This window comes from Streptomyces sp. NPDC059166 (genome assembly GCF_042755185.1).
GTDB lineage: Bacteria > Actinomycetota > Actinomycetes > Streptomycetales > Streptomycetaceae > Streptomyces.
The window spans coordinates 60,392-83,081 of record NZ_JBHZCI010000008.1 but is presented as its reverse complement, the minus strand read 5'-3'; the positions used below and the strand labels follow the sequence as shown (position 1 = coordinate 83,081).

The 22,690-nt window shown below is 71.3% G+C and carries 27 protein-coding genes; 7 read left to right on the top strand and 20 right to left on the bottom strand.

Features of this window, described 5'->3' with window-relative positions; genetic code table 11:
• Positions 1 to 190 precede the first annotated feature (190 nt).
• On the top strand, positions 191 to 358 hold the full coding sequence (locus tag ACFXOA_RS08405; protein WP_385023976.1) for a hypothetical protein: 168 nt from the start codon (positions 191 to 193) through the stop codon (positions 356 to 358).
• Between the two features lie 73 nt (positions 359 to 431).
• Here the strand turns inward: ACFXOA_RS08405 and ACFXOA_RS08400 are convergent, their stop codons facing one another.
• The 3 genes from ACFXOA_RS08400 to ACFXOA_RS08390 all read right to left on the bottom strand — a co-directional run bounded on the left by ACFXOA_RS08400 (position 432) and on the right by ACFXOA_RS08390 (position 3,480).
• Positions 432 to 1,685 carry a GNAT family N-acetyltransferase gene (locus ACFXOA_RS08400; protein ID WP_385023974.1) on the bottom strand — a complete coding sequence of 418 codons (1,254 nt, stop codon included), beginning with the start codon at positions 1,683 to 1,685 and terminating at the stop codon, positions 432 to 434.
• Positions 1,686 to 1,777: 92 nt separating this feature from the next.
• Positions 1,778 to 2,749 (bottom strand): asparaginase, encoded by a 972-nt coding sequence (locus ACFXOA_RS08395; RefSeq protein ID WP_385023972.1) that lies wholly within the window; start codon positions 2,747 to 2,749, stop codon positions 1,778 to 1,780.
• 53 nt (positions 2,750 to 2,802) lie between these two features.
• Positions 2,803 to 3,480, bottom strand: coding sequence for an ABC transporter substrate-binding protein (locus tag ACFXOA_RS08390; protein WP_385023970.1), 678 nt, complete (start codon positions 3,478 to 3,480; stop codon positions 2,803 to 2,805).
• 115 nt (positions 3,481 to 3,595) lie between these two features.
• Here ACFXOA_RS08390 and dtd point away from each other — a divergent pair, with 115 nt between their 5' ends.
• The gene (dtd, locus tag ACFXOA_RS08385; protein ID WP_385023968.1) at positions 3,596 to 4,045 is read left to right on the top strand and encodes a D-aminoacyl-tRNA deacylase; all 450 of its coding nucleotides are present in this window, start codon (positions 3,596 to 3,598) and stop codon (positions 4,043 to 4,045) included.
• Between the two features lie 94 nt (positions 4,046 to 4,139).
• On the opposite strand, the gene ACFXOA_RS08380 is transcribed toward dtd, so the two are convergent.
• The 9 genes from ACFXOA_RS08380 to ACFXOA_RS08340 form a co-directional block, all read right to left on the bottom strand.
• Complete coding sequence (locus ACFXOA_RS08380; RefSeq protein ID WP_385023966.1) at positions 4,140 to 5,105, bottom strand: YgfZ/GcvT domain-containing protein; 966 nt, start codon at positions 5,103 to 5,105, stop codon at positions 4,140 to 4,142.
• Positions 5,106 to 5,160: 55 nt separating this feature from the next.
• Positions 5,161 to 5,619, bottom strand: coding sequence for a Fur family transcriptional regulator (locus tag ACFXOA_RS08375; RefSeq protein WP_385023964.1), 459 nt, complete (start codon positions 5,617 to 5,619; stop codon positions 5,161 to 5,163).
• 26 nt (positions 5,620 to 5,645) lie between these two features.
• The gene (locus ACFXOA_RS08370; RefSeq protein ID WP_385023962.1) at positions 5,646 to 6,278 is read right to left on the bottom strand and encodes a restriction endonuclease subunit S; all 633 of its coding nucleotides are present in this window, start codon (positions 6,276 to 6,278) and stop codon (positions 5,646 to 5,648) included.
• A complete protein-coding gene (locus tag ACFXOA_RS08365; RefSeq protein WP_385023960.1) occupies positions 6,275 to 7,852 on the bottom strand; it encodes an N-6 DNA methylase in 1,578 nt (525 codons plus the stop codon). The genes ACFXOA_RS08370 and ACFXOA_RS08365 overlap by 4 nt, the downstream gene beginning before the upstream one ends.
• Before the next feature lie 113 nt (positions 7,853 to 7,965).
• A complete protein-coding gene (locus ACFXOA_RS08360) occupies positions 7,966 to 8,592 on the bottom strand; it encodes a hypothetical protein (RefSeq protein ID WP_385023958.1) in 627 nt (208 codons plus the stop codon).
• 430 nt (positions 8,593 to 9,022) lie between these two features.
• Positions 9,023 to 9,595 (bottom strand): FABP family protein, encoded by a 573-nt coding sequence (locus ACFXOA_RS08355; protein WP_365520662.1) that lies wholly within the window; start codon positions 9,593 to 9,595, stop codon positions 9,023 to 9,025.
• Positions 9,596 to 9,853: 258 nt separating this feature from the next.
• Complete coding sequence (locus ACFXOA_RS08350; protein ID WP_385023956.1) at positions 9,854 to 10,759, bottom strand: hypothetical protein; 906 nt, start codon at positions 10,757 to 10,759, stop codon at positions 9,854 to 9,856.
• Positions 10,756 to 11,652 (bottom strand): hypothetical protein, encoded by an 897-nt coding sequence (locus ACFXOA_RS08345; RefSeq protein WP_385023954.1) that lies wholly within the window; start codon positions 11,650 to 11,652, stop codon positions 10,756 to 10,758. The genes ACFXOA_RS08350 and ACFXOA_RS08345 overlap by 4 nt, the downstream gene beginning before the upstream one ends.
• Complete coding sequence (locus ACFXOA_RS08340; protein WP_385023952.1) at positions 11,649 to 12,440, bottom strand: hypothetical protein; 792 nt, start codon at positions 12,438 to 12,440, stop codon at positions 11,649 to 11,651. Before ACFXOA_RS08340 ends, ACFXOA_RS08345 begins: the two co-directional genes overlap by 4 nt.
• A gap of 105 nt (positions 12,441 to 12,545) precedes the next feature.
• Between ACFXOA_RS08340 and ACFXOA_RS08335 the strand changes: the two genes are divergently transcribed.
• Positions 12,546 to 12,908 (top strand): DsrE family protein, encoded by a 363-nt coding sequence (locus tag ACFXOA_RS08335; RefSeq protein ID WP_385023950.1) that lies wholly within the window; start codon positions 12,546 to 12,548, stop codon positions 12,906 to 12,908.
• 21 nt (positions 12,909 to 12,929) lie between these two features.
• Here the strand turns inward: ACFXOA_RS08335 and ACFXOA_RS08330 are convergent, their stop codons facing one another.
• From ACFXOA_RS08330 to ACFXOA_RS08295, 8 genes are all read right to left on the bottom strand, one after another.
• Entirely contained in the window at positions 12,930 to 13,301 is a 372-nt protein-coding gene (locus ACFXOA_RS08330; RefSeq protein WP_385023948.1) for a DUF3099 domain-containing protein, read from the bottom strand.
• Between the two features lie 156 nt (positions 13,302 to 13,457).
• Positions 13,458 to 13,745, bottom strand: coding sequence for a DUF1416 domain-containing protein (locus ACFXOA_RS08325; protein WP_014154938.1), 288 nt, complete (start codon positions 13,743 to 13,745; stop codon positions 13,458 to 13,460).
• 48 nt (positions 13,746 to 13,793) lie between these two features.
• Positions 13,794 to 14,633 (bottom strand): sulfurtransferase, encoded by an 840-nt coding sequence (locus ACFXOA_RS08320; RefSeq protein WP_385023946.1) that lies wholly within the window; start codon positions 14,631 to 14,633, stop codon positions 13,794 to 13,796.
• Positions 14,634 to 14,780: 147 nt separating this feature from the next.
• Positions 14,781 to 14,861, bottom strand: a complete 81-nt coding sequence (locus ACFXOA_RS08315; protein WP_350310325.1) for a putative leader peptide — start codon at positions 14,859 to 14,861, stop codon at positions 14,781 to 14,783.
• A gap of 358 nt (positions 14,862 to 15,219) precedes the next feature.
• On the bottom strand, positions 15,220 to 15,915 hold the full coding sequence (locus ACFXOA_RS08310) for a DUF2993 domain-containing protein (protein ID WP_385023944.1): 696 nt from the start codon (positions 15,913 to 15,915) through the stop codon (positions 15,220 to 15,222).
• Positions 15,916 to 16,071: 156 nt separating this feature from the next.
• Complete coding sequence (locus tag ACFXOA_RS08305; protein WP_385023942.1) at positions 16,072 to 17,610, bottom strand: hypothetical protein; 1,539 nt, start codon at positions 17,608 to 17,610, stop codon at positions 16,072 to 16,074.
• A gap of 10 nt (positions 17,611 to 17,620) precedes the next feature.
• Complete coding sequence (locus ACFXOA_RS08300) at positions 17,621 to 17,875, bottom strand: MoaD/ThiS family protein (RefSeq protein ID WP_385023940.1); 255 nt, start codon at positions 17,873 to 17,875, stop codon at positions 17,621 to 17,623.
• A gap of 23 nt (positions 17,876 to 17,898) precedes the next feature.
• The gene (locus ACFXOA_RS08295; protein ID WP_385023938.1) at positions 17,899 to 18,987 is read right to left on the bottom strand and encodes an alpha/beta hydrolase; all 1,089 of its coding nucleotides are present in this window, start codon (positions 18,985 to 18,987) and stop codon (positions 17,899 to 17,901) included.
• Between the two features lie 299 nt (positions 18,988 to 19,286).
• On the opposite strand from ACFXOA_RS08295, the gene ACFXOA_RS08290 reads away from it, so the two are divergent.
• From ACFXOA_RS08290 to ACFXOA_RS08275, 4 genes are all read left to right on the top strand, one after another.
• Positions 19,287 to 20,090: a response regulator transcription factor gene (locus ACFXOA_RS08290; RefSeq protein ID WP_385023936.1), complete on the top strand. Its 804-nt coding sequence runs from the start codon at positions 19,287 to 19,289 to the stop codon at positions 20,088 to 20,090.
• A 24-nt stretch (positions 20,091 to 20,114) separates the two neighbouring features.
• A complete protein-coding gene (locus ACFXOA_RS08285; protein ID WP_385023934.1) occupies positions 20,115 to 21,158 on the top strand; it encodes a LacI family DNA-binding transcriptional regulator in 1,044 nt (347 codons plus the stop codon).
• A 94-nt stretch (positions 21,159 to 21,252) separates the two neighbouring features.
• Positions 21,253 to 22,431 carry a S1C family serine protease gene (locus ACFXOA_RS08280; protein WP_385023932.1) on the top strand — a complete coding sequence of 393 codons (1,179 nt, stop codon included), beginning with the start codon at positions 21,253 to 21,255 and terminating at the stop codon, positions 22,429 to 22,431.
• Between the two features lie 16 nt (positions 22,432 to 22,447).
• Positions 22,448 to 22,651, top strand: a complete 204-nt coding sequence (locus tag ACFXOA_RS08275; RefSeq protein ID WP_385023930.1) for a hypothetical protein — start codon at positions 22,448 to 22,450, stop codon at positions 22,649 to 22,651.
• Positions 22,652 to 22,690: the final 39 nt, after the last annotated feature.

The window sequence follows — 22,690 nt, the reverse complement described above, 5'->3', positions numbered from 1 at the left end:
GAACAACAACTAACCAAATAACCATACAAGTTTGCACGGCCACTCCTGGCGGGCATAAGTACGACAAGTCAAACGGGGGACTTGTACGGTAGTTGTCTGGTCACTGCGCAGCGTCGCGCACGAGAGCCGGCCTCCCCCACCCAGCGGCGCGCGACGCGCCGATCCCTCCACCTGGGAAGGAGTGACCGCCATGCCCTTCATCACTCTGGGCCTCGAGCAGATCATCCAGTGGAAGTACGGCGTCATGGGCACCCTCGGCGTCAGCCTGTTGACCCTGGGGCTCAAGATCGGCAGCACCAACTGCGCCTGCGCGGGAGCCCTCATCCTGGCCCTGCTGTTCGCACCACCGTCCGACTGAGCCGGGGCGTCATCGCCTGGTCGTCGCGCCGTGCCCCACCCCCGGTCGCGCGAAGGCCCCCTTTCGCGTCCCCTCAGAAAACATCCGGGCACCACGCCCGCCGTGGCGCCCGGAAGACCGCGTCCGCCTTCGCGGACGCGGCCGCCCTGTGCTCGTCGAGGCGTCCCAGCGCGGCGAGGCGCAGCGCGGATTCGTCGCCCAGGTAGAGGCAGGCGAGGTCCGCGACGTCCAGGGTGAGATCGGCGTCCCGTGTCGTCGGGGCGCACGAGGCGCCGGAGGGTGACACCTCCAGCAGGAAACGGCCGCCGGCGAGCCCGGCGGAGTCCCGCACCTCCAGGACGAGGGAGCCTTCGGTGGCGTACGTACGGGCCTCCAAGGCGCGCGGGATGTCCAGCAGGCGCAGCCACAGGAAGTCCGCGTGGGTCACCACGCGCGCCGCACGGGGGTCCGGCAGGAGGAGCGGCAGCAGATCGTCCGGGGCCCGGTCGCCGCTGCGGACCGTGGTGATCCAGTCGACGGAGCAGACGAACCGCCACAGCGCGCGTTCCGCCTCCGGGGTCGCGGCGATCGAGCCGCGGACCTCGGCCGTGTTGAGCGGCTGCTTGGCGTCACCCCAGCGGTCGTCGGCACGGTAGGTCATGATCCCGTCCACCGTCCCTTCCGGCGACCGGTACACCGCGTGGAACGGCTCGGTCCACGTCTCCGACGCCGGGGTCTCCTCCCCGGTGCTGCGGCGCCACCACTGCTCGTCGCGGGAGACCACCCCGTGCTGCCGTGCCGCCAGACGGCTGTGCAGCTCCGGTCCGCGCTTGCGTACGTCCGCCCCCTCGACCAGGTCGATCCGGCCGCCGTCCGCCTCCGAGGGGACCTTCGCACGCGGGTCCAGGCCTGCCCTCGGGACGTCGATCTCCCACTTCGTGGTCCAGGCGGCCGGCCCGAATCCGTACCGCCCGTAGATCGGGTACTCCGCGGCGATCAGCGAGGCGACCACCTCGCCACGCTCCTTGGCCGCCGCCAGGTCCGCGGCCATCATCCGGCCGAGCAGTCCCCGGCGGCGGTGCGTCGGGGTCACCGTCACGGCCGTGACCGCGTCGGACGGGATCCGCGCCCCGCCGACGACGGTCAGCTCCTGGGCGAAGGAACGGAAGGTGGCCACGCAGCGCCCGGCGTCGAACACGCCCTGGGTGCGGTCGAGATCGGTCCTGGCCAGCCGCGCCTCGACCTCCTCCGCCGGAACCGGCACCGGCGGCCGCAGGAACCCGGTGCCCACGGCCCGCATCCAGTCGGGGAACTCTGCGGCGGTCACGGTGCGCGGATCGAGGCTCATGGGCCCACGCTAGGCGCCGGGACGACACGCTGTCGCCTGGATATCCCGCGCCCCGCCCCGAGCCCCCGCCGGAGGCCACCACGTCCCATGCCTCAGAAAGCCGCCCGGATACCGCCGACCTCCGCCGCCCCGCCCAGCAGCGGGGCACGCCCGATGCGGGACACCACGGGGCTGTCCACGCCCATGAGCCCGAGCGCACGGGCCAGCACCGGGCCCAGGGCGCGGACGGAACCGTCGTCGATCTTGAAGGCGAGCGCCCTGCCGTCCGGGAGGGCCAGGGCCTGCACCGCCTCGGCACCCATCTTGGAGAGCGCCCCCGGCACCTCGCGCATCAGCCAGGTGTCCGGGCGCCTGGTGCCGGCCACGTACTCGGGGTGGGCCCGCATCGCGTCCGCGACCCGGCGCTCCGCCGTACCCGGCTCCGCCAGCACGAACGACCGGAAGGCGCGGGCCAGGCCCACCAGCCCGATCGCCATCAGCGGGGCCCCGCAGCCGTCCGTACCGACCGCAGCCACCGGTTCACCCGCCGCCTCGGCGACGACCTCGCCGACCAGCCGCTGGAGCGGGTGGGCCGGGTCGAGGTAGGTGGCGGTGTCCCAGCCGTTGCGTACGCAGACCGCGAGCATCGCCGCGTGCTTGCCGGAACAGTTCATGGTGAGCGGTTCCCGCACGCCGCCCGCCGCCAGGTACGACTCCGCCTCGACCGGGTCGAGCGGGAGGTCCGGCGGCGTCTGCAGGTCGTCCGGCTTCAGCCCGTGCTCGGCGAGCATCGTGCGCACCAGGTCGAGGTGGAAGGCCTCACCGGAGTGGCTCGCGGCGGCCAGCGCCAGCCGCTGCCCGGACAGGTCGAGCCCCGCCCGCAGGATCGCGGCGGCCTGCATCGGCTTGTTGGACGAGCGCGGGAAGACGGGGGCCGCCGGGTCCCCGAGGGCGAGCTCCACGCTCCCGTCGGCCGCCAGGAGGACCAGCGACCCCCTGTGGTGGCCCTCGGTGAAACCGGACCGTACGACCTCGGCAAGGACCGGGAGAACGGGAGACGCGGAGGTGGGTATGGAGGAGGTCATGCTGGTGGGCGGCCTTCCGGTGACGGGCGTGACCCGCCCCCGGAAGGGTCGCTTCAGGCGAGCAGGTCCTCTACTTGTGCTTCTCCGTCACGGTACCTGCGGGCGATCTCCGCGCTGCAGTCGTCCACCGTGCGCTGGAGCCTGCTCCGGCGCCGCGACACCTGCTGCTCGTAGCGGACGAGCCGCCCCATCGCGGTGAGGAGCTCTTCGTCCGTCCGGGCGTCGAGGTCGGAGAGCTCGACCTCGGCGAGCGTGTCCGCGGCCAGCTGCCGGTACTCGTCGCTGCGCGGCGTGGACAGCGTGACGTGCCGCGCCGAGGAGCGGTGGGCGGACGGGGTGTCGGCAAGGATCTCCGACAGCCGGTCGACCACGGGCGCTTCGGGGTCCACCCGGTGGGCCAGCTCCGCCCGCAGGATGTCGATACGGCCCTGGACCAGACGCCGTACGTAACTCAGGTCCGCCTCGTCGCGCTGGGCGTCACGGCGCAGGGTGCGCAGTTCCGGAAGTCGCAGTCCGCCGAATTCGGGCTGCGGACGCAACGAGGCCAGTCCCTCGGCCGTGGCGCTGCCCGTCTGACCGGGCACGCACACCGCCCCCGGCAGGTGCACGGGCGGTGGGATGGGCGGCTGGCCGGGCCCGGCGACGGTCCGCTGCACGGGCGGCCGCGGGCCGGTGGATGTACGTGTCACTGGTACGGCGCCGGGTGAAGGCCCGGTTCCCTGTGTCGTCATGATGTTCCGTCCCCTCGACCGGTGCGTCGGCACACCGACATCGTGCATGGTGCCACTACGGAGGGTGTTCACGCAGGTGCTCTGTACCCGTTCAGCCCAAGATAGGTTGGTCTGTATGCGAGCGGTGATACAGAGAGTGGACGGCGCGAGCGTCGTCGTGGCAGGCGCTTCGGACGGCCCTTCCGGATCGGGGACGGTCGGCGAGATCGTCGGCGAGGGCCTGTGTGTGCTGGTCGGGGTCACTCACGACGACACGGCGGAGAAGGCGGCGCAACTCGCCCGCAAGCTGTGGACTCTGCGGATCCTCGAGGGCGAGAAGTCCTGCTCGGACGTGGATGCACCAATTCTGGTCATTTCGCAGTTCACCCTCTACGGGGACGCCAGGAAGGGCCGCCGCCCCACGTGGAACGCGGCCGCTCCCGGAGATGTCGCCGAGCCGCTGGTCGACGAGGTGGTGGCACAGCTGCGCGCGCTCGGAGCCCGGGTGGAGACGGGCCGGTTCGGGGCGGACATGCGCGTCACGCTCACGAATCACGGCCCGTTCACCGTGCTGGTCGAGGTGTAGGGCGCCTCCCTGGGCGTCCCAGCTGCTCGACGACCGGGCGTCCCTGCGGCTCGACGACCGGGGCGCCCCCTGCGGCTCGACGACCGGGGCGTCCCTACGGCTCGACGACCGTCTCCTGCGCCGCCGCGGTGTCACCCGCGAGCAGTTCGGCGTCCACGGCGACGTTCCGCTTCACCAGTGCCAGGGCGATCGGGCCCAGTTCGTGGTGGCGGGCCGAGGTGGTGACGAAGCCGAGCTGGCGGCCCTCCTCACCGTCGGCGGCGAGCCGGACGGGCGTGCCGTGACCGGGCAGGTGGACCTCGCTGCCGTCGAGGTGCAGGAAGACGAGGCGGCGCGGCGGCTTCCCCAGGTTGTGGACGCGGGCGACCGTCTCCTGCCCTCGGTAACACCCCTTCTGGAGGTGCACGGCGGTGCCGATCCAGCCCAGCTCGTGCGGGATGGTCCGGTGGTCGGTCTCGAAGCCGAGGCGCGGGCGGTGCGCCTCGACCCGGAGCGCCTCGTAGGCCAGGATCCCGGCGGCCGGGCCGTTCGCGGCGGCGTACGCCTCCAGATCGGCGCGGGGCAGGAAGACGTCCCTGCCGTGTGCCGTCTCCCGCACGGCGGCGCCGTCCGGTACCTCGGCGATGGAACCGGCCGGCAGGTGCACCACGGCGAAGTCCTCGGTGCGGTCGGCGACCTCCACCCGGTAGAAGAACTTCATCGACTCGAGGTACGCGATCAGCTCGCCCTGGGTCTCCGGCTCGGCGTGCATCCACACCGTCGTACCGTCGTCGACCAGGTAGAGGGCGTGCTCGATGTGCCCGTTGGCGGAGAGGATCAGGGCCTCCGTCGCCTGGTGCGGCGCGAGGTCGCTGACGTGCTGGGTGAGCAGCAGATGGAGCCAGGACAGCCGGTCGTCCCCGGTGACGGTGACGACCGCGCGGTGCGAGAGGTCGACGAGGCCGCTGCCGTCGGCGAGTGTGCGTTGCTCACGGAACAGGTCGCCGTAGTGCGCGGCGACTCCTTCGTCGCGCCCCTCGGCGGGGACGGCGCCGGGCAGGGACAGCAGGGGGCTCTTCATGCGACCAGCGTACGACTCGTACGGGACGTGCCACCGCCCGCCGTTGGTTCCCGGACTACCCGCCGGTGGGCGGTTCGGATGCCCCGCCCCGCAGTGCCGCGGCAGAGCAGCCGGCGCAGCGCCCGAAGATCGCGAAGTGCTTCATGTCGGTCTCGAAACCGAAGGTGTCCCGCAGCTTCGCCGTGAACTCGGCGACCACGTCGACATCCGCCTCGATGACGTCCGAGCAGTCCCGGCAGACGAGGTGGATGTGGTGGTGGCGGTCGGCGAGGTGGTACGTCGGCGCGCCGTGCCCGAGGTGGGCGTGGCTGACCAGCCCCAGCTCCTCCAGGAGCTCCAGGGTCCGGTACACGGTGGAGATGTTCACACCCGACGCCGTCCTGCGCACCTCGCCCAGGATGTCGTCGGGCGTCGCGTGCTCCAGGGCGTCCACAGCCTCCAGGACGAGCTGCCGCTGAGGCGTGAGCCGGTAGCCGCGCTGCCGGAGATCGGTCTTCCAGTCGGTGCTCACCACAGCCCCAGTGTAGGGCGCAGCCGCTGTCATTCCGGGCCCGCGGGCTGCCTCCCGCTCATCAGCAGCCCGGCCAGGGAGTCCCGCAGCAGCGCCGTCGTACGAGCGATCTCCTCGTGGACCCGGATCTTCTCGTCGAGTGCGCCGAGCACGGCGCCGATCCGCCGCTGCTCGGCGAGCGGCGGGAGCACGACCGGCAGACCGGCCAGTGCGCCGACGGTGATCGACCGGATGGCGCTCCCGGCTGCGTGGCTGTTCATCCAGGCCATGGCCCCGGGCCCTGCGAGAAAGCCGGCCAGATACGGTGCCACGACCTCATCGGACGGCCGCACGCAGAGCGTGTGGGAGTTGTGGAACCAGCCCGTCTCAGCCTCGGTGACCAGCGCGACGCGCCCGACGGTGCCGGTGCGGGTGACAAGGATGTCGCCTGCACGGACCCGACCGCGATCCTGGCCCTCGGCCCGCGGGCCACTGACGAAGGCGGCGGAGGAATGGACGATCCTGTGCTCTCTCAGGTCGCCGGGCCGCACCAGAGGTACCGCGCCCGGCTCCGCCTCCTGGAGCACGCTCGGCGGTGTGCCCGCGGACCGCAACTCGCACAGCTGCGAGAGCCGGACGACCCGCCAGCCCTCGGGCAGCTCCTCCTGAACGTCCGCGATCACAGTCCGTACTCCTTGAACAGGTCCTCGATGTGCCGGTCCGTACGGCGCGCCAGGTCACCGAGGTCCGTCAGGCGCCCGGTCAACTCCCTTATCCGGCCCTCGGTCGCGGTTCGAGCGCCCCCTGTCGCCCGGGTGGTCAGATACGCGGTCGCACTCAGCGAGTGTCCGTTCGTCCGGATCTCGTCGATGCCGACGGTACGGCTGAACCCCTCACGCACCGTTCTGGACCGGGTGACCCCCACCAGCAGGTCCGTGTCCTCCGCCGACAGCACACGCCGGGTGCGGGAGACCATGGATCCGAGACGCGTAGCGTCGACGAAGAAGACGTCCTGGCAGGAGCCCGTCGGATGTTTCAGGAGCCATACGGTCACGGCGACAGAGGTGGCGGCGAAGAGGTGCGGGGGCAGAGCGACCAGGCCCTCGACCGCACCGTCCTCGATCATGGCCCGCCGGATCCGTTGTTCACCGGAGTGGGCGGAGGACGCCGCGTTGGTGGGCATCACCACGCAGGCCCGACCTTGCGCGGAAAGGCTGCCGACAACGTACTGGAGCCAGCCGTAGTTGGCGTTGTGGGCAGGCGGATCACCGTATCTCCAGTACGGGGCGAACCGCCGCGCGGCTCCGGGGGTTCGGACGTTGAACGGCGGGTTCGTCACGACGCGGTCGAACCCCTCTCCCGGGCCTGAGCCGTTGCCCCCCGGTCCGGTGCCGGGCTCGTGGCGCAGATCGGCCGGCAGACCCCGTTGCCCCACGTTCATCCGCGCGAGTTCACCGTGCAGGGCGTCGCCACCGGTGCCGCTGACGGACACGGCAGCCGGCGCGCCGGCGAAGGTCTGCGCGACGTCGACGGAGGCCGCCAGCATCTCGCCGGCCCGACAGTAGGGATCGTGCAGTCGCAGTGAAGGACTGCCAGGTGCGGGCGGCTCGCTCATCAGCATCCCGGCCACCGCGCGAGCGACCGCGGGCGGAGTCGGTAGCTCTCCGGCGGTTCCGCTCGCTGTCTCTCCGTAGGCCGCGAGCAGCAGGTCGAACGCCTCCGCGCCGGCCTCCGTCCCCGTCGCGCAAGGAGCCTCGGGCGATCCGGCGCCGAGCGCCACGGCGATCCCCGTGAGCGTGCGCGGTGAGCACGTGTCGAGCGCACGGGCGAGCAGTTCCGACAGGTGGCTCAGGCCCTCCTCCTGGAGGACGCACCGCACCGTGTCCGCCAGGTGTTCCTGCTCGTGCTCGCCTTCGCGCCAGACCTCCGGACGCAGTCGGCGCAGGTGGACCAGGGCCATCAGGAGCAACAGGTAATCGTGGTGTGGCATGCGGTCACCGAAGCTCTGCGGATCTCCGGTCAGCGTGCGGACCGCTGCGACAAATTCCGCACCGGCGTCCCTCGGCCGGAAGCGGTCACCGTAGGTCGCCCCAGCCCCCTCACCCGCGAGCCGGGCGTTGGCGGGGACAGCCCGGCGGTCCAGCCATGCCTGCACCTCGGCTTCCGGGAACAGTTCGACGTCCTCGTCGGTCCGCGACACCGCGCAGGGGAAATCGGGGTACCGGCGCTGCCAGTTGCTGACCGCAGGGCGGCTCACCGCTGCCCGGCGCGCGATGTCCGCGCGTGTGACCACAGGTCTGCCGGCGAGCGGCACTAGGTCCTCCAGAAACTCCCGGCGCAGGATCGGTCGGGCGAAGTCGGAACGGATGCTCAGAACCGAGGCGGACGGCTGCCGTCACAGGTCGCCGCCCGGTGGTGCAGCACAGCGGGGAACCGATCCATCGCCCGCACCTCCCGGACGAGCGCGGGGCTCACGTAACCGAGAAGGCGGTAGATCTTGGCATGGTCCGCCGCGAGGTGTCGCGTGTGCACAGGTTCATGGTGCATCACCCGGTTGCGCAGGAGCACGAGAGACCACAGTGCGTCGTACAAGCTGTCACGCCGACCCGAGTAGTGGGGGAACGCCTTGTGGGTAACCGGAACCCACAGTGTCCGGTCGTAGCCGGAGCCCCCACTGATCAGGGCGGCCCAGAAACCGAAGGACAGTTCTGCCACCACACTGTCCGCTCGCACCCGGCGCGGTGTGGACCCTCGCCGGCCGGCGCACTTCGCACGGGCCTTGGCCACCAGGCGCAGGCCCTGAGCGTTGAGGGGCGCGGACTCCCACCAGTCGGCCCTCCCGTAGTGCTCGGTCAGCACCGCGTGCAGGGCGTTGCGCACAGTCAGCTCCAGGCAGTGCAGCGGCCCGTAGAGCGCCCCGCAGGCCTCGACGTTCCACCAGTACAGTCGGCCGGCCCGTGATGCGTCACCCCCGCACGCGTCAAGATACGGCTCCATCCTGGACTCCGAGAACGCCCGCCCCATCCACTCAGGCCATGCCTCCGCCATGATGTCCCCCGTTCCCGGCCCCTGCCGTGATGATGTCTGCGCACCTCTGGACGCGTTCGCGGGCCGCCGTGGTACAGTGGTCAACGAAAGCTTTGGGTCCGCCTCTGCATGCACGCCGCCCGAAGCACGGCTTACGAAAACCCCAGTCGCCCGCAGCGTGGCTGGGGTTTTCGCGTTCCCCGGACCAATCGCCACACGATGGGCTCGGCAGCGGGCTCAACCCTAGCCAGGCACACCTCCTGACGCAAGCGCATTGCAGTGCAAAGTCATCTGTTAACCCCAAGGCGACCCCTTGCCACGCGCGCACGGCAAGGAGCGCACGAAAGCCCCGGCACCGGAGACGATGCCAGGGCTACGGCGGAACAGGGTGTAGCGGGGCCTACTTGAAGAACGCGATGCCGTCGTCCGGCATGTCCCCGAGGCTCTTCGCCATCTCGGCGACCTCCTCCGGGGTGACGACCTTCTTGAGGTGCGCCGACATGTAGGGCCGCAGCTCCACGTCCGGGGTTGCCTTCTCGCCGACCCACATCAGGTCGCTGTTCACGTAGCCGTAGAGCCGCTTGCCACCGCTGTACGGGCCTGAGGCGGCCGTACGGGCCACCGCGTCGGTGGCGATGTCGATCTGCGGCTTCTGCTTGGCCAGCTCGCCGTACCAGACCTCGACGATGCCCTGGTCGCGGACCATGACGATCTCGACCTTGCGGTCCTTGTCGATGCGCCAGTAACCGGACTCGGACTCGAGCGGCTTGACCTGCTTGCCCTCGGAGTCGAGCACCCAGGAGTGCGAGACGTACTCGAGGAAGTCGCGGCCGTCGTGGCTGAAGGTCACTTCCTGGCCGAAGTTGCACTTCTCGGCGCCCGGGAAGTCGGAGACGCCCGCACCCGCCCAGTTGCCCAGGAGGAAGGCCAGCGGCACGAGGTCCGGGTGGAGGTCGGACGGAATCTCGATCATGAGCGGCTCAGACGATCTGTGAGGGTGTACGGGAGGTGTTCGGCGAGGGTCAGCGCTGGCCCTGGTACAGCTTCTTCACGGTCACGGCGGCGAAGGCGAGCACGCCGACGCAGACCAGGACCAGCAGGGCGGAGAAGAAAGCCTCAAGCACGGGAGCTCCTCGGTACGAACGGTATGACGGCAGCAGGCGGCCGGGCCCCCAGCCTAATGGGTGGGGGCCCGGCACGGCGGTCGGGGGTTTCGCCCCGGCCGGTCGGTTCAGCCCAGCAGCTGGTCCTGGAGGACGAGCGTCTGGTGGAAGGGGACGGTTTCCGTGCCCGCCTTCCCCTCACGGCTGTGGACGACCAGCGCGAGGGTGTCCCCGGCGACCACGTACGCGTGACGCACCTGTCCGGCTCCGAAGGGCTCCGCCTCCGCGTACGCGCGCACGGTGGTGTTCTCCGCCCGGGTCTCCGAAGTCCAGTCCTCGTCGAAGGCGAGTTCGCCCGTCCCGGCGGGCGGGAAGGGCAGGGAGCCACCGTTGTCGAAGAGGCTGTCGTGGAAGGCCGTGGAGTACGCCACCGAGTTGAACTGGAGCAGGTAGACCCTGGAGGAGGTGCCGTCCGGCATGGTCCAACCGCGCGCGGCGATGTGCCGCAGGGCGGAGTCCTTCAGGAACTGGCTGACGGTGGCCCGGTCGTCCTTGGCGTACTCGGCGGCGTAGTGGGCGATGTCGGTCCAGCCGCCGTCGAGCTCCTTGTCCACGGTGGCACCGGCGGGTGCGGGAAGCAGCAGCCGCCGCAGGTCCGCGTGGTGGACCTCCGCCTGGTTGTGGTCGCTGTACGGGCGAGGGGCGTCGGCGGGCAGGGCGGGCAGCGTGAGCGCCGGGTAGTCCCAGCGGCCGTCGTCCTGCGTGGAGAGCCCTGGCACATCGGTGCGCTTCATCGAGGTGATCCCGGCGACCGTGCCCGCCCCGAGCCCGCCCATGACGAGCACGGCGGCCGTCCAGCGCAGGACGGCACGCAGGGCCCGGTTCGGCGGGCGGGGCGAGGCGGGTTCGGGGGCGGTCGCCTCGGGGGCAACGTCCGCCACCGGGATCACCGGCGGGTCCTGCGGGGCCGGCGGGAGGGTGGCCGTGGCGGCGGGAACGGCCGGGTCGGACGTTCCGCCCGTCTGCTCGGTCATATGTACTCCCCCGGGGACTCGATGTGCTCCAACTGGTCCTTCAGCAGTTCGGCGACGGCCGCCTTGTCGACGGGTTTGATGCCGGTGGCCCGGTAGGAGATGCTCAGCTCACCGTCGTACGCCGAGCACAGCATCTGTTCGATGTCGCTGTCGCCGTCCTTGGGCTGCAGATAGCAGGACGCCTGGCGGGTGTGGCCCTTGATCTTCGGACCGTCGCGGAAGATCCCGACGAGATCGAACAGGCCCGTCCGGAGGGTGTAGAGGTCCCGCACGGCCTTCTTGTCCTTCATCCGGACGACCGTGGCGTGCACCTCCAGGTCGTTGTCGTCGGAGACGTACGACCGGACGCCGAGCCCCTGGAGCCGGAGCTTGTCGATCCGCTTCTCGTACTCCCGGCGCTCCTTGCCGGCCAGCCCGCTGGACGCCTTCATCGCGGCGGCGGCACGCCCACCGTCGACCTCGTCGTCGTTGCCGTACTCCCCGTCGTCGGACCCCAGCCGGTATCCCTTGGGCACGGGGAGCAGCAGCTTGCTCAGCTCGCTGTCAGTCCGGCCACGACTCGTGTCCGGCGCGGGGTCCTTTCCGGGCTCGCGGTCGGACACCTTCCACACGGTGGTCTCCACCGTGCGGTCGGCGCCGTCCACCGTGACCTTCGTGTACGCGGCGGCGCCCCCCACGGCGGCCAGCACCAGTACGAAGGGGAGCGCGGTGACCAGGGCGCGCCGGGCCCTGCCGGAGCGCACGGGTGCGGCGGGAACCGCGTCGGCGTCCGGAGCCTCGTCGGTTTCCGGGGTCACTGGAGTGTGCATGGTCTCGGCGGTTGTTTCCGCTGCCTCGGAGGAGTCCGGAAGCGGTGCCGTGCCGGAGGGCTCGGCGTGGCTCATGTCGTTCACACGCGCTCCAGCTGTCGCTCGGCCAGCGTCCGGATGTCCTTCTTGCTGATCGGCCGGCTATCGTACAGATTGATCTCGATCATGATGTCGCCGCGGTTCATGACTGCCCTGGCCTGGTAGAAGGGCTCGTAACCGGGCTTCCGGTCCACCTCGTAGAGGTAGTAGCGACCCGCACCGCTCCCCTTGACCGGGTGGCCCTCGTTGCCCGCGCCCCTCTCCGGGCTTCCCATATACGCGCGCTGGCCGTCGGCGAACTCCTCGGCGGACGTGTGCGTCCCGGAGGAGAACTGGACGAGCCGGATCTCGGCCTCGCGGTCCGCGCCCTTCACCCAGGAGGCACCGGCGATGCGGCGTATGTCGGACTCCAGGAAGTACTCGAACATGTAGTCCTCCTCCCTGAAGTCGCGCGCGAGGTCCCCCACGGTCATCCAGCCGTCGTTCAGCCAGTCGGCGTCCTTGTCCTCGCTCCAGCCCGCCGGGCGGTCGAGCAGCAGTTTGCGCAGGTCACCGTCCGTCCTGACCTGATGGTCCTGCGAGGCCGGCAGCGGCGGCGGAACCTTGTCAGCCGGAAGCGGCTTCGCCGGGTAGGCCAGCTCCGCCTGCGACAGCGCGGGCAGTGGCGTGGGCGGCCGCTCCGCCTGGATCCCATACCCGACCGCGGTGCCGGCCGAGATGCCGAGCAGTGCCGCGGCGGCGATGATCAGCGCCGTACGCCCGCGAGGACGCATGCGCCCTGGCGCCACGGGCGGCTCGGCGGGCACGCCGGAGGTGGCGTCGTTCTCTTCCAAAGGGGTCCCCCCAAGAGACCTGAAGCGCGGATTCCCTTATCCGCGCACACAACTGACCCACAGGTCACAAGAGAGGTTGCACGGCCGAGGATTACAGTTCGGTACATGCAGAAGAAGCTCGTGATCAAGGTGACCGCCGGAGCCGACGCCGCCGAGCGCTGCTCGCAGGCCTTCACGGTGGCGGCCGTGGCCGTCGCCAGCGGCGTGGAGGTCTCGCTGTGGCTGACCGGCGAATCCGCGTGGTTCGCCCTGCCCGGACGCGCCGCCGAGTTCGAACTGCCGCACTCCGCACCGCTGCCGGATCTCATCGAATCGATCCTGGCCGGCGGGGGAATCACGCTCTGCACCCAGTGCGCGGCTCGGCGCGACATCACCGAGAAGGACGTCCTGGAGGGCGTACGGATCGCCGGCGCCCAGGTGTTCGTGCAGGAGGCCATGGCGGACGGCACCCAGGCCCTCGTCTACTGACCTCTGCCGGCCACCGCGGCCCTAGCGGCGGCGGTTCCTGCCGTCCAGCTCGTCCCACCAGGCGTCCGACTGCGGGTCGCCGGTGGGCTGTTCCCGTGCCGTGCGGGGCCGGGAACCCCGCTCCGGATTGCGTGCGGCCGGGTCATCCCGCCTGGTGGTGGGCTCGGGCCGCGACGCCTGCTGCGCGTGGTCGCCTTGGTCGTCCCACCAGCGGTCCTCGGGCCCTCGGCGGTTGGCCACGATCGCCGCGACGGGCGGGATGACCATGGCGACCACGCACATCGCCACCGCCGCCGGCACGGACCACAGGCGCACGAAGGCCCACGCGGAGACGAAGAGAAGCAGGCAGCCGCCCATCATCATGAAATAGACGCGCCTACGGCGGGCGTACATGAGTCCAGCGTAGAACTCCCCTGCGCCCGGCTGCATGTGGACCAAGCTCCGCGTCGCCGGGCCGGGGTTCGCGCGGACGGCACGAAGGGCCGCACCCCGGTTCAGGTGGCGTCCAACCCCCTGGGGTGCGGCCCTCCGGCCGTCCTTGCGCGTGAACTACACCGCGATGGCCACCTCGGCGAGGCCGCCGGTCTGCGCGACAACCGTGCGGTCGGCGGTGCCGCCCGGGACCAGGGCGCGGAGCGTCCAGGTGCCCTCGGCCGCGTAGAAGCGGAACTGTCCGGTCGCGGAGGTGGGGACCTCGGCGGTGAACTCACCGGTCGAGTCCAGCAGACGGACGTAGCCGGTGACCGGCTCGCCGTCGCGGGTCACGCTGCCCTGGATGGTCGTCTCGCCCGGCTTGATCGTCGAAGCGTCGGGGCCGCCGGCCTGTGCTCCACACATGGTGTTCTGTCCTTCTGGTCGGGGTCCTGCTGATCGGATCCTGCGGAATTACTTGTTGGCACCGAGCTCGATCGGCACACCCACGAGGGAGCCGTACTCGGTCCACGAACCGTCGTAGTTCTTGACGTTCTCCTGGCCGAGCAGCTCGTGCAGCACGAACCAGGTCAGGGCCGAACGCTCACCGATGCGGCAGTAGGCGATGGTGTCCTTCGACAGGTCGACCTGCTCGGCCTCGTAGAGGGCCTTGAGCTCGTCGTCCGACTTGAAGGTGCCGTCGTCGTTGGCGTTCTTCGACCACGGGATGTTGCGGGCGCTCGGCACGTGGCCGGGGCGCTGCGACTGCTCCTGCGGGAGGTGCGCCGGGGCGAGCAGCTTGCCGCTGAACTCGTCGGGCGAACGCACGTCGACGAGGTTCTTGCTGCCGATGGCGGCCACGACGTCGTCGCGGTAGGCGCGGATCGACTCGTCCTGGGCCTTGGCCTTGTACTCGGTGGCCGGGCGCGTCGGGACGGCGTCGGTCAGGTCGCGGGAGTCGAGCTCCCACTTCTTGCGGCCGCCGTCGAGGAGGCGGACGTCCTGGTGGCCGTAGAGCTTGAAGTACCAGAACGCGTAGGAGGCGAACCAGTTGTTGTTGCCGCCGTAGAGCACGACCGTGGTGTCGTTGGCGATGCCCTTCTCCGACAGGAGCTTCTCGAAGCCGGCCTGGTCGATGAAGTCACGGCGGACCGGGTCCTGGAGGTCCTGGGTCCAGTCGATCCGGATCGCGTTCTTGATGTGGTTCTTCTCGTACGCCGAGGTGTCCTCGTCGACCTCGACGATCGCGACCTGCGGGTCGTCGATGTGGGCCTCGACCCAGTCGGCGTCGACCAGAACGTCTGCGCGGCTCATGTGATTCTCCTCCGGGGCAGTCTGCGGCGGGGTGGTGCGGTGTGCGGAGTGCGAGGTGTACGCGCAGGTGGTTCGAGCGGAACGCGTACGGAAGGCACGTTCGGCCCTGACGTGGTCGAAGGGCCTGGAAAACGGGAGAGGTCCCGCTCAGAAGGTGCGACAGAGCATGGCGGCGACGCGGCACAGGTCTACTGCCCGCCGCTTCGTGAGGTCCGCCTGTCGCTTCATGCGTCCGATCGTAGGGAGGTACGGGCTGAGATGTCACCGTCGTGTCGGATGATGAGACGCGATCGTCCGTGATGCGAGACGGATTCCGGATCCGAACGTCCCGGCGGTGGCGGCGCACCACCCCTTGCCCCATGGGCATCTACTGGCCGGACTCGCTCGTCTCAGCATCCGGGCAACGGAAGGCCGAGGTGCTGATCCGTGCTGCGGTGGAGCCCGTGACGGCCCGCCCGCGGGCGCCTGGCCGCCGGGCAGACGTCCTCCCGCGATGTGCCCGCCGCCTGCAGCGCGTCCCGCCGTCCGCCCGTGTCCCTACCCCGGCGTCCCCGCGGTCATCCGTCCCGCCCCGGCCCCGGCCGCGTCAACCCGCGAGGGCGACGTCCGATCCGGTCATCGATATCTCCAGGCCGCCGGGAGCCACCTCGATCTTCTCCAGTTCGAGCCCCTCCGGCAGTCCGCTGATCTTCCGCTCGAAGTCCGTCTTCTGCCTGACCAGGCCTTCGAGACCGGGGATGCCCTCACCGGGGACCTCGTCGGCGTGCACCCTGACGGTGTTCCCGCCGACCAGAGTCACGGTGGAGGTCACGCTTCGGGTGAGCACCCGGTCCAGCAGCGGGATCCGCACGGACCCGGTGACCTTGACCTTCCCCTTGCCGCCGTAGGCGACGGTGACGCCCTCGTCGGCGGCCTCGGTGAGAGCCGCGTACGAGATGAGTGCGGTGCCGGACGCGCGTGACGCGGTCGCACTGGTGTAGCCGGCTCCCAGGGCCACCTGGCTGAGTCGGGCCCGGATCTCGCTGATCCGGATGTCCCGGCCGGCCGCACTGGCGTGGATGTTCTTCACCGTGACGTCGACCCGGTCGAGTTCGGAACCGGCCACCTGGGTCAGGAAGGGGAAGCCCTTGATGGAGACCTCGGTCGAGCCCGTCTCGACGCCGGCGAACGACACCCGGCTCTCCGCCTCGGATTCGGCGAAGTACACGGCGGCCCGGTCCAGTGCGACGAAGACGCCGCCCAGCACCACGGCGATGATCAGCAGTATTCGCAGTGCGCGCATGCCTGTTGTTCCCCCACTCGGACCGGCCGGACCTCTGACAAGCGCGTGAGCCTACTGCCTCGTGTGCGGCGCGCCCGGAATGATCGACGAGCGGAAGGCCCGGCCGGTTCCCCGCACTTGGCGGGGAGGGCGGGACGCCGGGGGACGTCCGGCGGGTCAGGCGATGGCCCGGCCGATCAGGTAGACGGCGGGGGCCGCGGCAGTGAGCGGCAGCGCCACCCCGGCCGTCATGTGCACGAAGCGGGACGGGTAGTCGTAGCTGGCGACCCGCAGGCCGATCAGCGCACAGCCACCGGCGGCGAGGCCGAGGAGCGCGGCCTCCGCACCGAAGTCGGTGACGGCCGCCGCGACCAGTCCGGCGCCCGCCGCGGCGAGCAGCGAGACCACGACCGAGACGGGCCCTGGCAACGGCAGGGCCCTGACGAGCACGGCCACGGCGACCGCGATCGCGCCGACGGTCACGGCGTCCGGCGCGGCGGCCAGGTGCCCGGCCGCCAGCACGGCGAGCGCGGCTGACACCACGGTGGCCGTCAGGCCGTACATCCGCTCGTCGGCACCGGCGTGGCTCCGCAGCTGGAGGACGATGGTGAGCAGCACCCAGACGCCCAGTGTGCCGAGCATGGCCGCGGGTGCGTGGTCCCGGCCCGCCGCGAGCAGCACGACGTCGGCCACGAATCCGCCGGCGAAGGCGAGGGCGATGCCCTGCCTGGCCGGCCACATGCCGTTGAGCCTGAACCAACCGGCCGCCGTGACCGCCTGGAGCAGGACCACGGGCACGAGCAGGGCGTACGAACCGATCGCGGCCCCGAGCGCGATGAGCAGGCCGAGCCCGGCGGTGATCGCGGCGGGCTGCATGCCCGGCGCGATGATCGGGGAGCGCCCTTCGGCGCGTGCCCGCTGGGCGTCGGTGATCCGGCTGTTGCCGAGCGTCGTCGGAGCGCCGTACCCGGAGGCGTCTGTGACGGGAACCGCGCCGGCCGCTTCAGCCGACCGGCCCGCCGGAGCGGCAGCAGCGGCCGTACCGGCCGGCACCTCGGGCGGCAGCGGGTGGGCGGCGACGCCGCCCTGCCCGGCCACGGGAGCGCCGGAGGCCTGGTACGGCGGCTGCGGAGCCTGCGGGTGCGGCTGGTGCGGCTGGGCCTGCGGGTGCTGCATCTGCGGCTGTGGCTGCGGGGCCTGCGGGGCCTGCGGGGCCTGCGGCTGGATCGTCGGCTGGTACTGGGTGTCCCAGGTCTGCCCCTGCCACGTCTGGGTCGCGCCCTGGTCTCCGGCTGCCTGCTGGGCACCGGGCTCCGGATAACCGGCAGGCTGCTGGGCCCCCGCCTCCTGGTATCCGGCGGCCTGCTGACCGTAGGCATCCTGGCCGCCGTACGACGGCGACGGCTGCCCGTAGGCGGGCTGCTGCCCGTACCCGGCGCTTTGCCCGCCGTACACCGGCTGCCCGTACCCGGCACCCTGCCCGCCGTACACCGAAGGCTGCTGCCCGTAGGCGTCCTGCCCGTACGGAGCCTGCTGCTGCCCGTACGCGGAGCCCTGCCCGTACGGAGCCTGCTGCTGCCCGTACCCGGGCGCCTGCTGGTCCGGGGAGGGCGCGGCGGGCGCCGGGGCGTGCGGGGGCTGTCCGTGTCCGGGGTGGCGCCGGTCCTGCTGTCCGTGGCCCGGGTCGTACGGATACTGCTGATCGCTGTTGCTCATGGTCTGGGGGTCACCCTCCTGCGAACGGCGGGAGCACCTCGACCGTGCCGCCCTCGGCAAGCCGTACGGTCTCATGTCCACGGGTCCCCACAGGATTCCCGTCGATCAGGAAGGAGCATCGGAGCAGTACGCGCGTCAGCTCACCCGGGTGCCGCTCGCGCACCCCGTCGAGGGCCTCGGCGAGCGTCTCCGCCGTGTACGGCTCCTCCGCGGTCCCCGCTGCGGCCTTGGCCGCGGCCCAGTAGCGGATCGTCCCCGCCGGCATGGCGGCACCCCTTTCCTCGTACGTCAGCTGTCCATGATGGAGCACGCCGGGCCGGTCCAGTCCGCGATGCGGGTCAGCAGCTCCTCGTCCGCGGCGTTCTCCGCGTGGCCCATCCCGCGCTCCAGCCAGAAGTCGGCGCGGCCCCGCGAGGCCTCCACCAGCATCCGGGGGTGGTCGAGCGGGAAGTACGGGTCCCGGTCGCCATGCACGACGAGCAGGGGCGCGGTGATCAGCGGTACCGCCTCCACCGGGGAGAGCGGGACCGGGTTCCAGTCCTCCCGGTGGATCCGGGTACGGAATCCGAGGCGTCCGACGACCCGGCCCATGGGCCGGGTGACGACCCAGTGCAGGCGCCGCATCGGCGCCGTACCCCGGTAGAACCAGCGGGCGGGTGCACTGACGGCCACCACCGCGTCCGTGTACGCGTTCATCCACGCGTCCGTGGGCGCCGCCACCTCGTCCCCGGACCGCTCGCCCGAAGACGCCACCTCGTCCCCGGCCCGCTCGCCCGGTGCCGCCGGTTCCTCGCCCGTCCGCGCCGGACCTCCGGCCGTCTGCGCCCCGTGCGCCTCCGCGCGCCCTTCGTGCGCCCCGAGCGCCGTGGTGCGCCCTTCCACCCGATCGGCCGCCCCGGCGGGTCCGTCCTCGGCAAAGAATTCCCCGGCACCCCGGGCCGTATACAGAGCGGCGTGCCGGAGCACCACCGAGCCGCCCATGGAGAACCCGACCGTAACGACACGGCGATGCCCCAGGGACCGCGCCCAGGCGACCGCGGCGGCCAGATCGAGGACCTCGCGGTCGCCCACCGTGGACCGCCCGGTGGACCTTCCGTGGCCGCGGAAGGAGAAGGTGATCACGGCCGCACGCTGGGAGAACACCCTGGCCGCCCGCAGCAGCGCCGGACGGTCGGCGGCCCCGGTGAAGCCGTGCGCGAGGACCACGGCCGTCCGGCCGGCGGCGCCCGGTCCACCGGCTCCGGAATCCGCCGTACACGGGGTGTACACCGCCTCGATACGGACCCCGTCACCCGTCGGCAACGTGGTGCGCAGGGGCGCCCCCGTGAGCGAGGGAACAGAAGAACTCGTGAAACGACCCTCGGACACAGAACTCATGTGGGCTATTCTGCTGCGAAGAGGATCCGGGCAAAGCAGCCCCCGGGTCCTTTTGTGCTTTCCGAGCGTTGTTACGGCGACGTTTCCACAAGCTCAGCGGTCCCCGGGGCGCGGGACCGCGCAGTAAAAACCGTATGACGGCCGTCGCAGGTGACGACTGGTACGGGAGTACGAAGCAGTGCCGCATACTCCCCCGGGTCCGACCCGGGAGTGCCCCTCTGGCAGGGAACGAGGAGGACCGACGTAATGGGCGAGCTGAACGTGCACGATCGACCGACGACCCAGGCAGGTGGGCGGCGATGAGTTCACTACTGCTGCTGACCAATGCCCTTCAACCGTCGACGGAGGTGCTCCCCGCCCTCGGTCTCCTTCTCCACAGCGTGCGGGTCGCCCCCGCCGAGGGGCCCGCACTCGTCGACACCCCTGGTGCCGACGTCATCCTCGTGGACGGCCGCCGGGACCTCCCCCAGGTGCGGTCGCTCTGCCAGCTCCTCCGGTCCACCGGACCCGGCTGTCCGCTGATCCTCGTGGTGACGGAGGGCGGCCTGGCCGCCGTCACCGCCGACTGGGGCATCGACGACGTGCTCCTGGACACCGCCGGGCCCGCCGAGGTCGAGGCGCGGCTGCGGCTGGCCACCGGCCGTCAGCAGATCACCTCCGACGACTCCCCGATGGAGATCCGCAACGGCGACCTCTCGGTCGACGAGGCGACGTACAGCGCCAAGCTCAAGGGCCGGGTCCTCGACCTGACCTTCAAGGAGTTCGAACTGCTCAAGTACCTCGCGCAGCACCCCGGCCGGGTCTTCACCCGGGCGCAGCTGCTGCAGGAGGTCTGGGGCTACGACTACTTCGGCGGCACCCGCACCGTCGACGTCCACGTACGACGGCTGCGCGCCAAGCTGGGCCCCGAGCACGAGTCGCTGATCGGCACCGTACGCAACGTCGGCTACCGCTTCGTCACCCCGGAGAAGGTGGACCGCGCGGCGGAGGAGGCCAAGGCCAAGGCGGCCGCGAAGCCCGCCGCCGAGGACCACACCCGTTCGGAGCAGTCCGCCGAGTCCGAGATCATGGAAGAAGCCCCGGTCCGGCCTGCCAAGCGGTAGGTCGATCCGCGTAGACTGCCGCGCGTGGCCAAGGTGACGCGGGACGATGTGGCGAGACTGGCGGGGACCTCGACAGCGGTCGTCAGCTATGTCATCAACAACGGACCCCGGCCGGTCGCCCCGGCCACGCGCGAGCGGGTACTTGCCGCGATCTCGGAGCTGGGCTACCGCCCCGACCGGGTGGCCCAGGCCATGGCCTCACGGCGTACCGACCTCATAGGGATGATCGTGCCGGACGCCCGGCAGCCGTTCTTCGCCGAGATGGCCCACGCGGTCGAACAGGCCGCCGCCGAGCGCGGGAAGATGGTGCTCGTCGGCAACTCCGACTACCGCGACGAGCGCGAGGTCCACTACCTGCGGGCCTTTCTCGGAATGCGGGTCTCCGGTCTCATCCTCGTCAGCCAGGGCCCCAGCGAGCGCGCGGCGGCCGAGATAGAGGCGTGGGACGCCCGTGTGGTCCTGCTGCACGAGCGCCCCGAGGCCATCGACGACGTCGCGGTCGTCACCGACGACGTCGGCGGTGCGCAGCTCGCCACCCGCCACCTCCTGGAGCACGGCAACGCGTACGTGGCGTGCCTCGGCGGCACGGAGTCGACCCCGGTGGTCGGTGACCCCGTCGCCGACCACATCGAGGGCTGGCGCCGGGCCATGCGCGAGGCCGGGCTGCCGACCGAGGGCCGGCTCTTCCACGCCCCGTACAACCGGTACGACGCCTACCAGGTCGCGCTTGAACTGCTGGCCGGGCCCGACAGGCCGCCGGCCATCTTCTGCTCGACCGACGACCAGGCCATCGGGGTGCTGCGGGCCGCGCGTGAGTTGCGGATCGACGTACCCGGTGAGCTCGCCGTCGCGGGCTTCGACGACGTCAAGGAGGCGGGGCTGACCGACCCGCCGCTCACGACCGTCTCCTCGGACCGTCCGGCGATGGCACGGGCCGCCGTGGACCTGGTCCTCGACGACTCGCTGCGGGTCTCGGGCTCGCGCCGCGAACGGCTCAAGCAGTTCCCGTCGGCGCTCGTGGTGCGCCGGTCGTGCGGCTGCGGGGAACCGACGGTCACCGGGCACTGACGCTCCGCACCCTTACATCGGGCATACGCGGTTCTGCCGGGCTTCTCAGGGGCTACTCAGGCTGCTCTCATCTTCGCTCGCCACTCTCGGGAGCATGACCGACAGCCACCGCCCGAGCGGCGAGTACCCGATGTCCCCCTCGTACGACAACGGATCGCACGACAACGGTTCGCACGGCAGTGCACCGCACGAGCACGGCTCGTACGGCGACGGCTCGTACGGCAGCGCTCCGCAGGCGGGTGCACCGTACGGCGGCCACACCCACGACGGCTCCGCCTACGGCGAGGGCGGGGCTGCCTACCCGCCGCCGCCCGCACACGCCCCGCACGCCTGGCCCGCCCCGGCGCCCGCGTCCTTCCCCGCAGGGGAGACCCCGCAGCGGGAACGCCGGGTCAAGCGGCCGGTCGCCCTGCTCGCGGCCGTGGCCATCGCCGCGGCGGCGATCGGCGGCGGCACCGCGACCCTCATCGGTCAGCTCGTCGACGGCGGCTCGGGCAGCACCGGCTCCAGCAGTGTCGTCAGCGGCACCACCGTCTCGCGGAGCAACGCCGGCACCGTCTCGGGCGTGGCAGCGGCCGTCTCCCCCGCCATCGTCGAGATCGGCGCCTCCTCCTCGGCCGGCGACGCCACCGGTTCCGGCGTGGTGATCACCTCCGACGGTGAGATCGTCACCAACAACCACGTCATCTCCGGCGCCTCACAGATCAAGGTCACCCTCAGCACCGGCAAGAGCTACACGGCCGACGTCGTCGGCACCGACGCCGACAAGGACCTCGCGCTCATCAAGCTCCAGGGCGCGAGCGGGCTCAAGACCGCGACGCTCGGCGACTCCTCCTCGGTGCAGGTGGGCGAGGAGGTCGTCGCGATCGGCTCTCCCGAGGGCCTCACCGGCACGGTCACCAGCGGGATCATCTCGGCGCTGGACCGCGATGTCACCGTCGCCAAGGAGGAGCAGCAGCAGCAACAGCAGCAGGGCGGCCAGAACTGGCCGTTCGAGTTCGGCGGGCAGCAGTTCAACGGTGACACCGGCTCCTCGAAGACCACGTACAAGGCCCTGCAGACCGACGCCTCGCTCAACCCGGGGAACTCCGGCGGCGCGCTCATCAACATGAAGGGCGAGATCATCGGCATCAACTCCGCGATGTACTCCCCGGCTTCCGCGTCCTCCGCGGGCGACAGCTCGTCGGCCGGCAGCGTGGGCCTGGGCTTCGCCATCCCCGTCAACACCGTCAAGGCCGACCTGGACTCCCTGCGCTCCGGCAACGGCTCCTGACCGGGAGGAGATCCCCATGAACACCGCCACCGCATCCGTGGCCACCGGCCCGTCCGACCTGGCCCTGCCGCTCGCCCTGGTCGCCGAACTGGCCGCCGCGGCCACGTCCGACACCACGGCCGACACCACGACCGGGGCCCGCCCGGCCGAGATCCGGAGCGCCACCACCGGCCGCGGACGCCGTGCCGCACGCCGCCGGAAGGCAGCCGTGCGAGGCTGAGGAACGAGCAACCGCCACCGGGAACGAAGGAAGAGGACG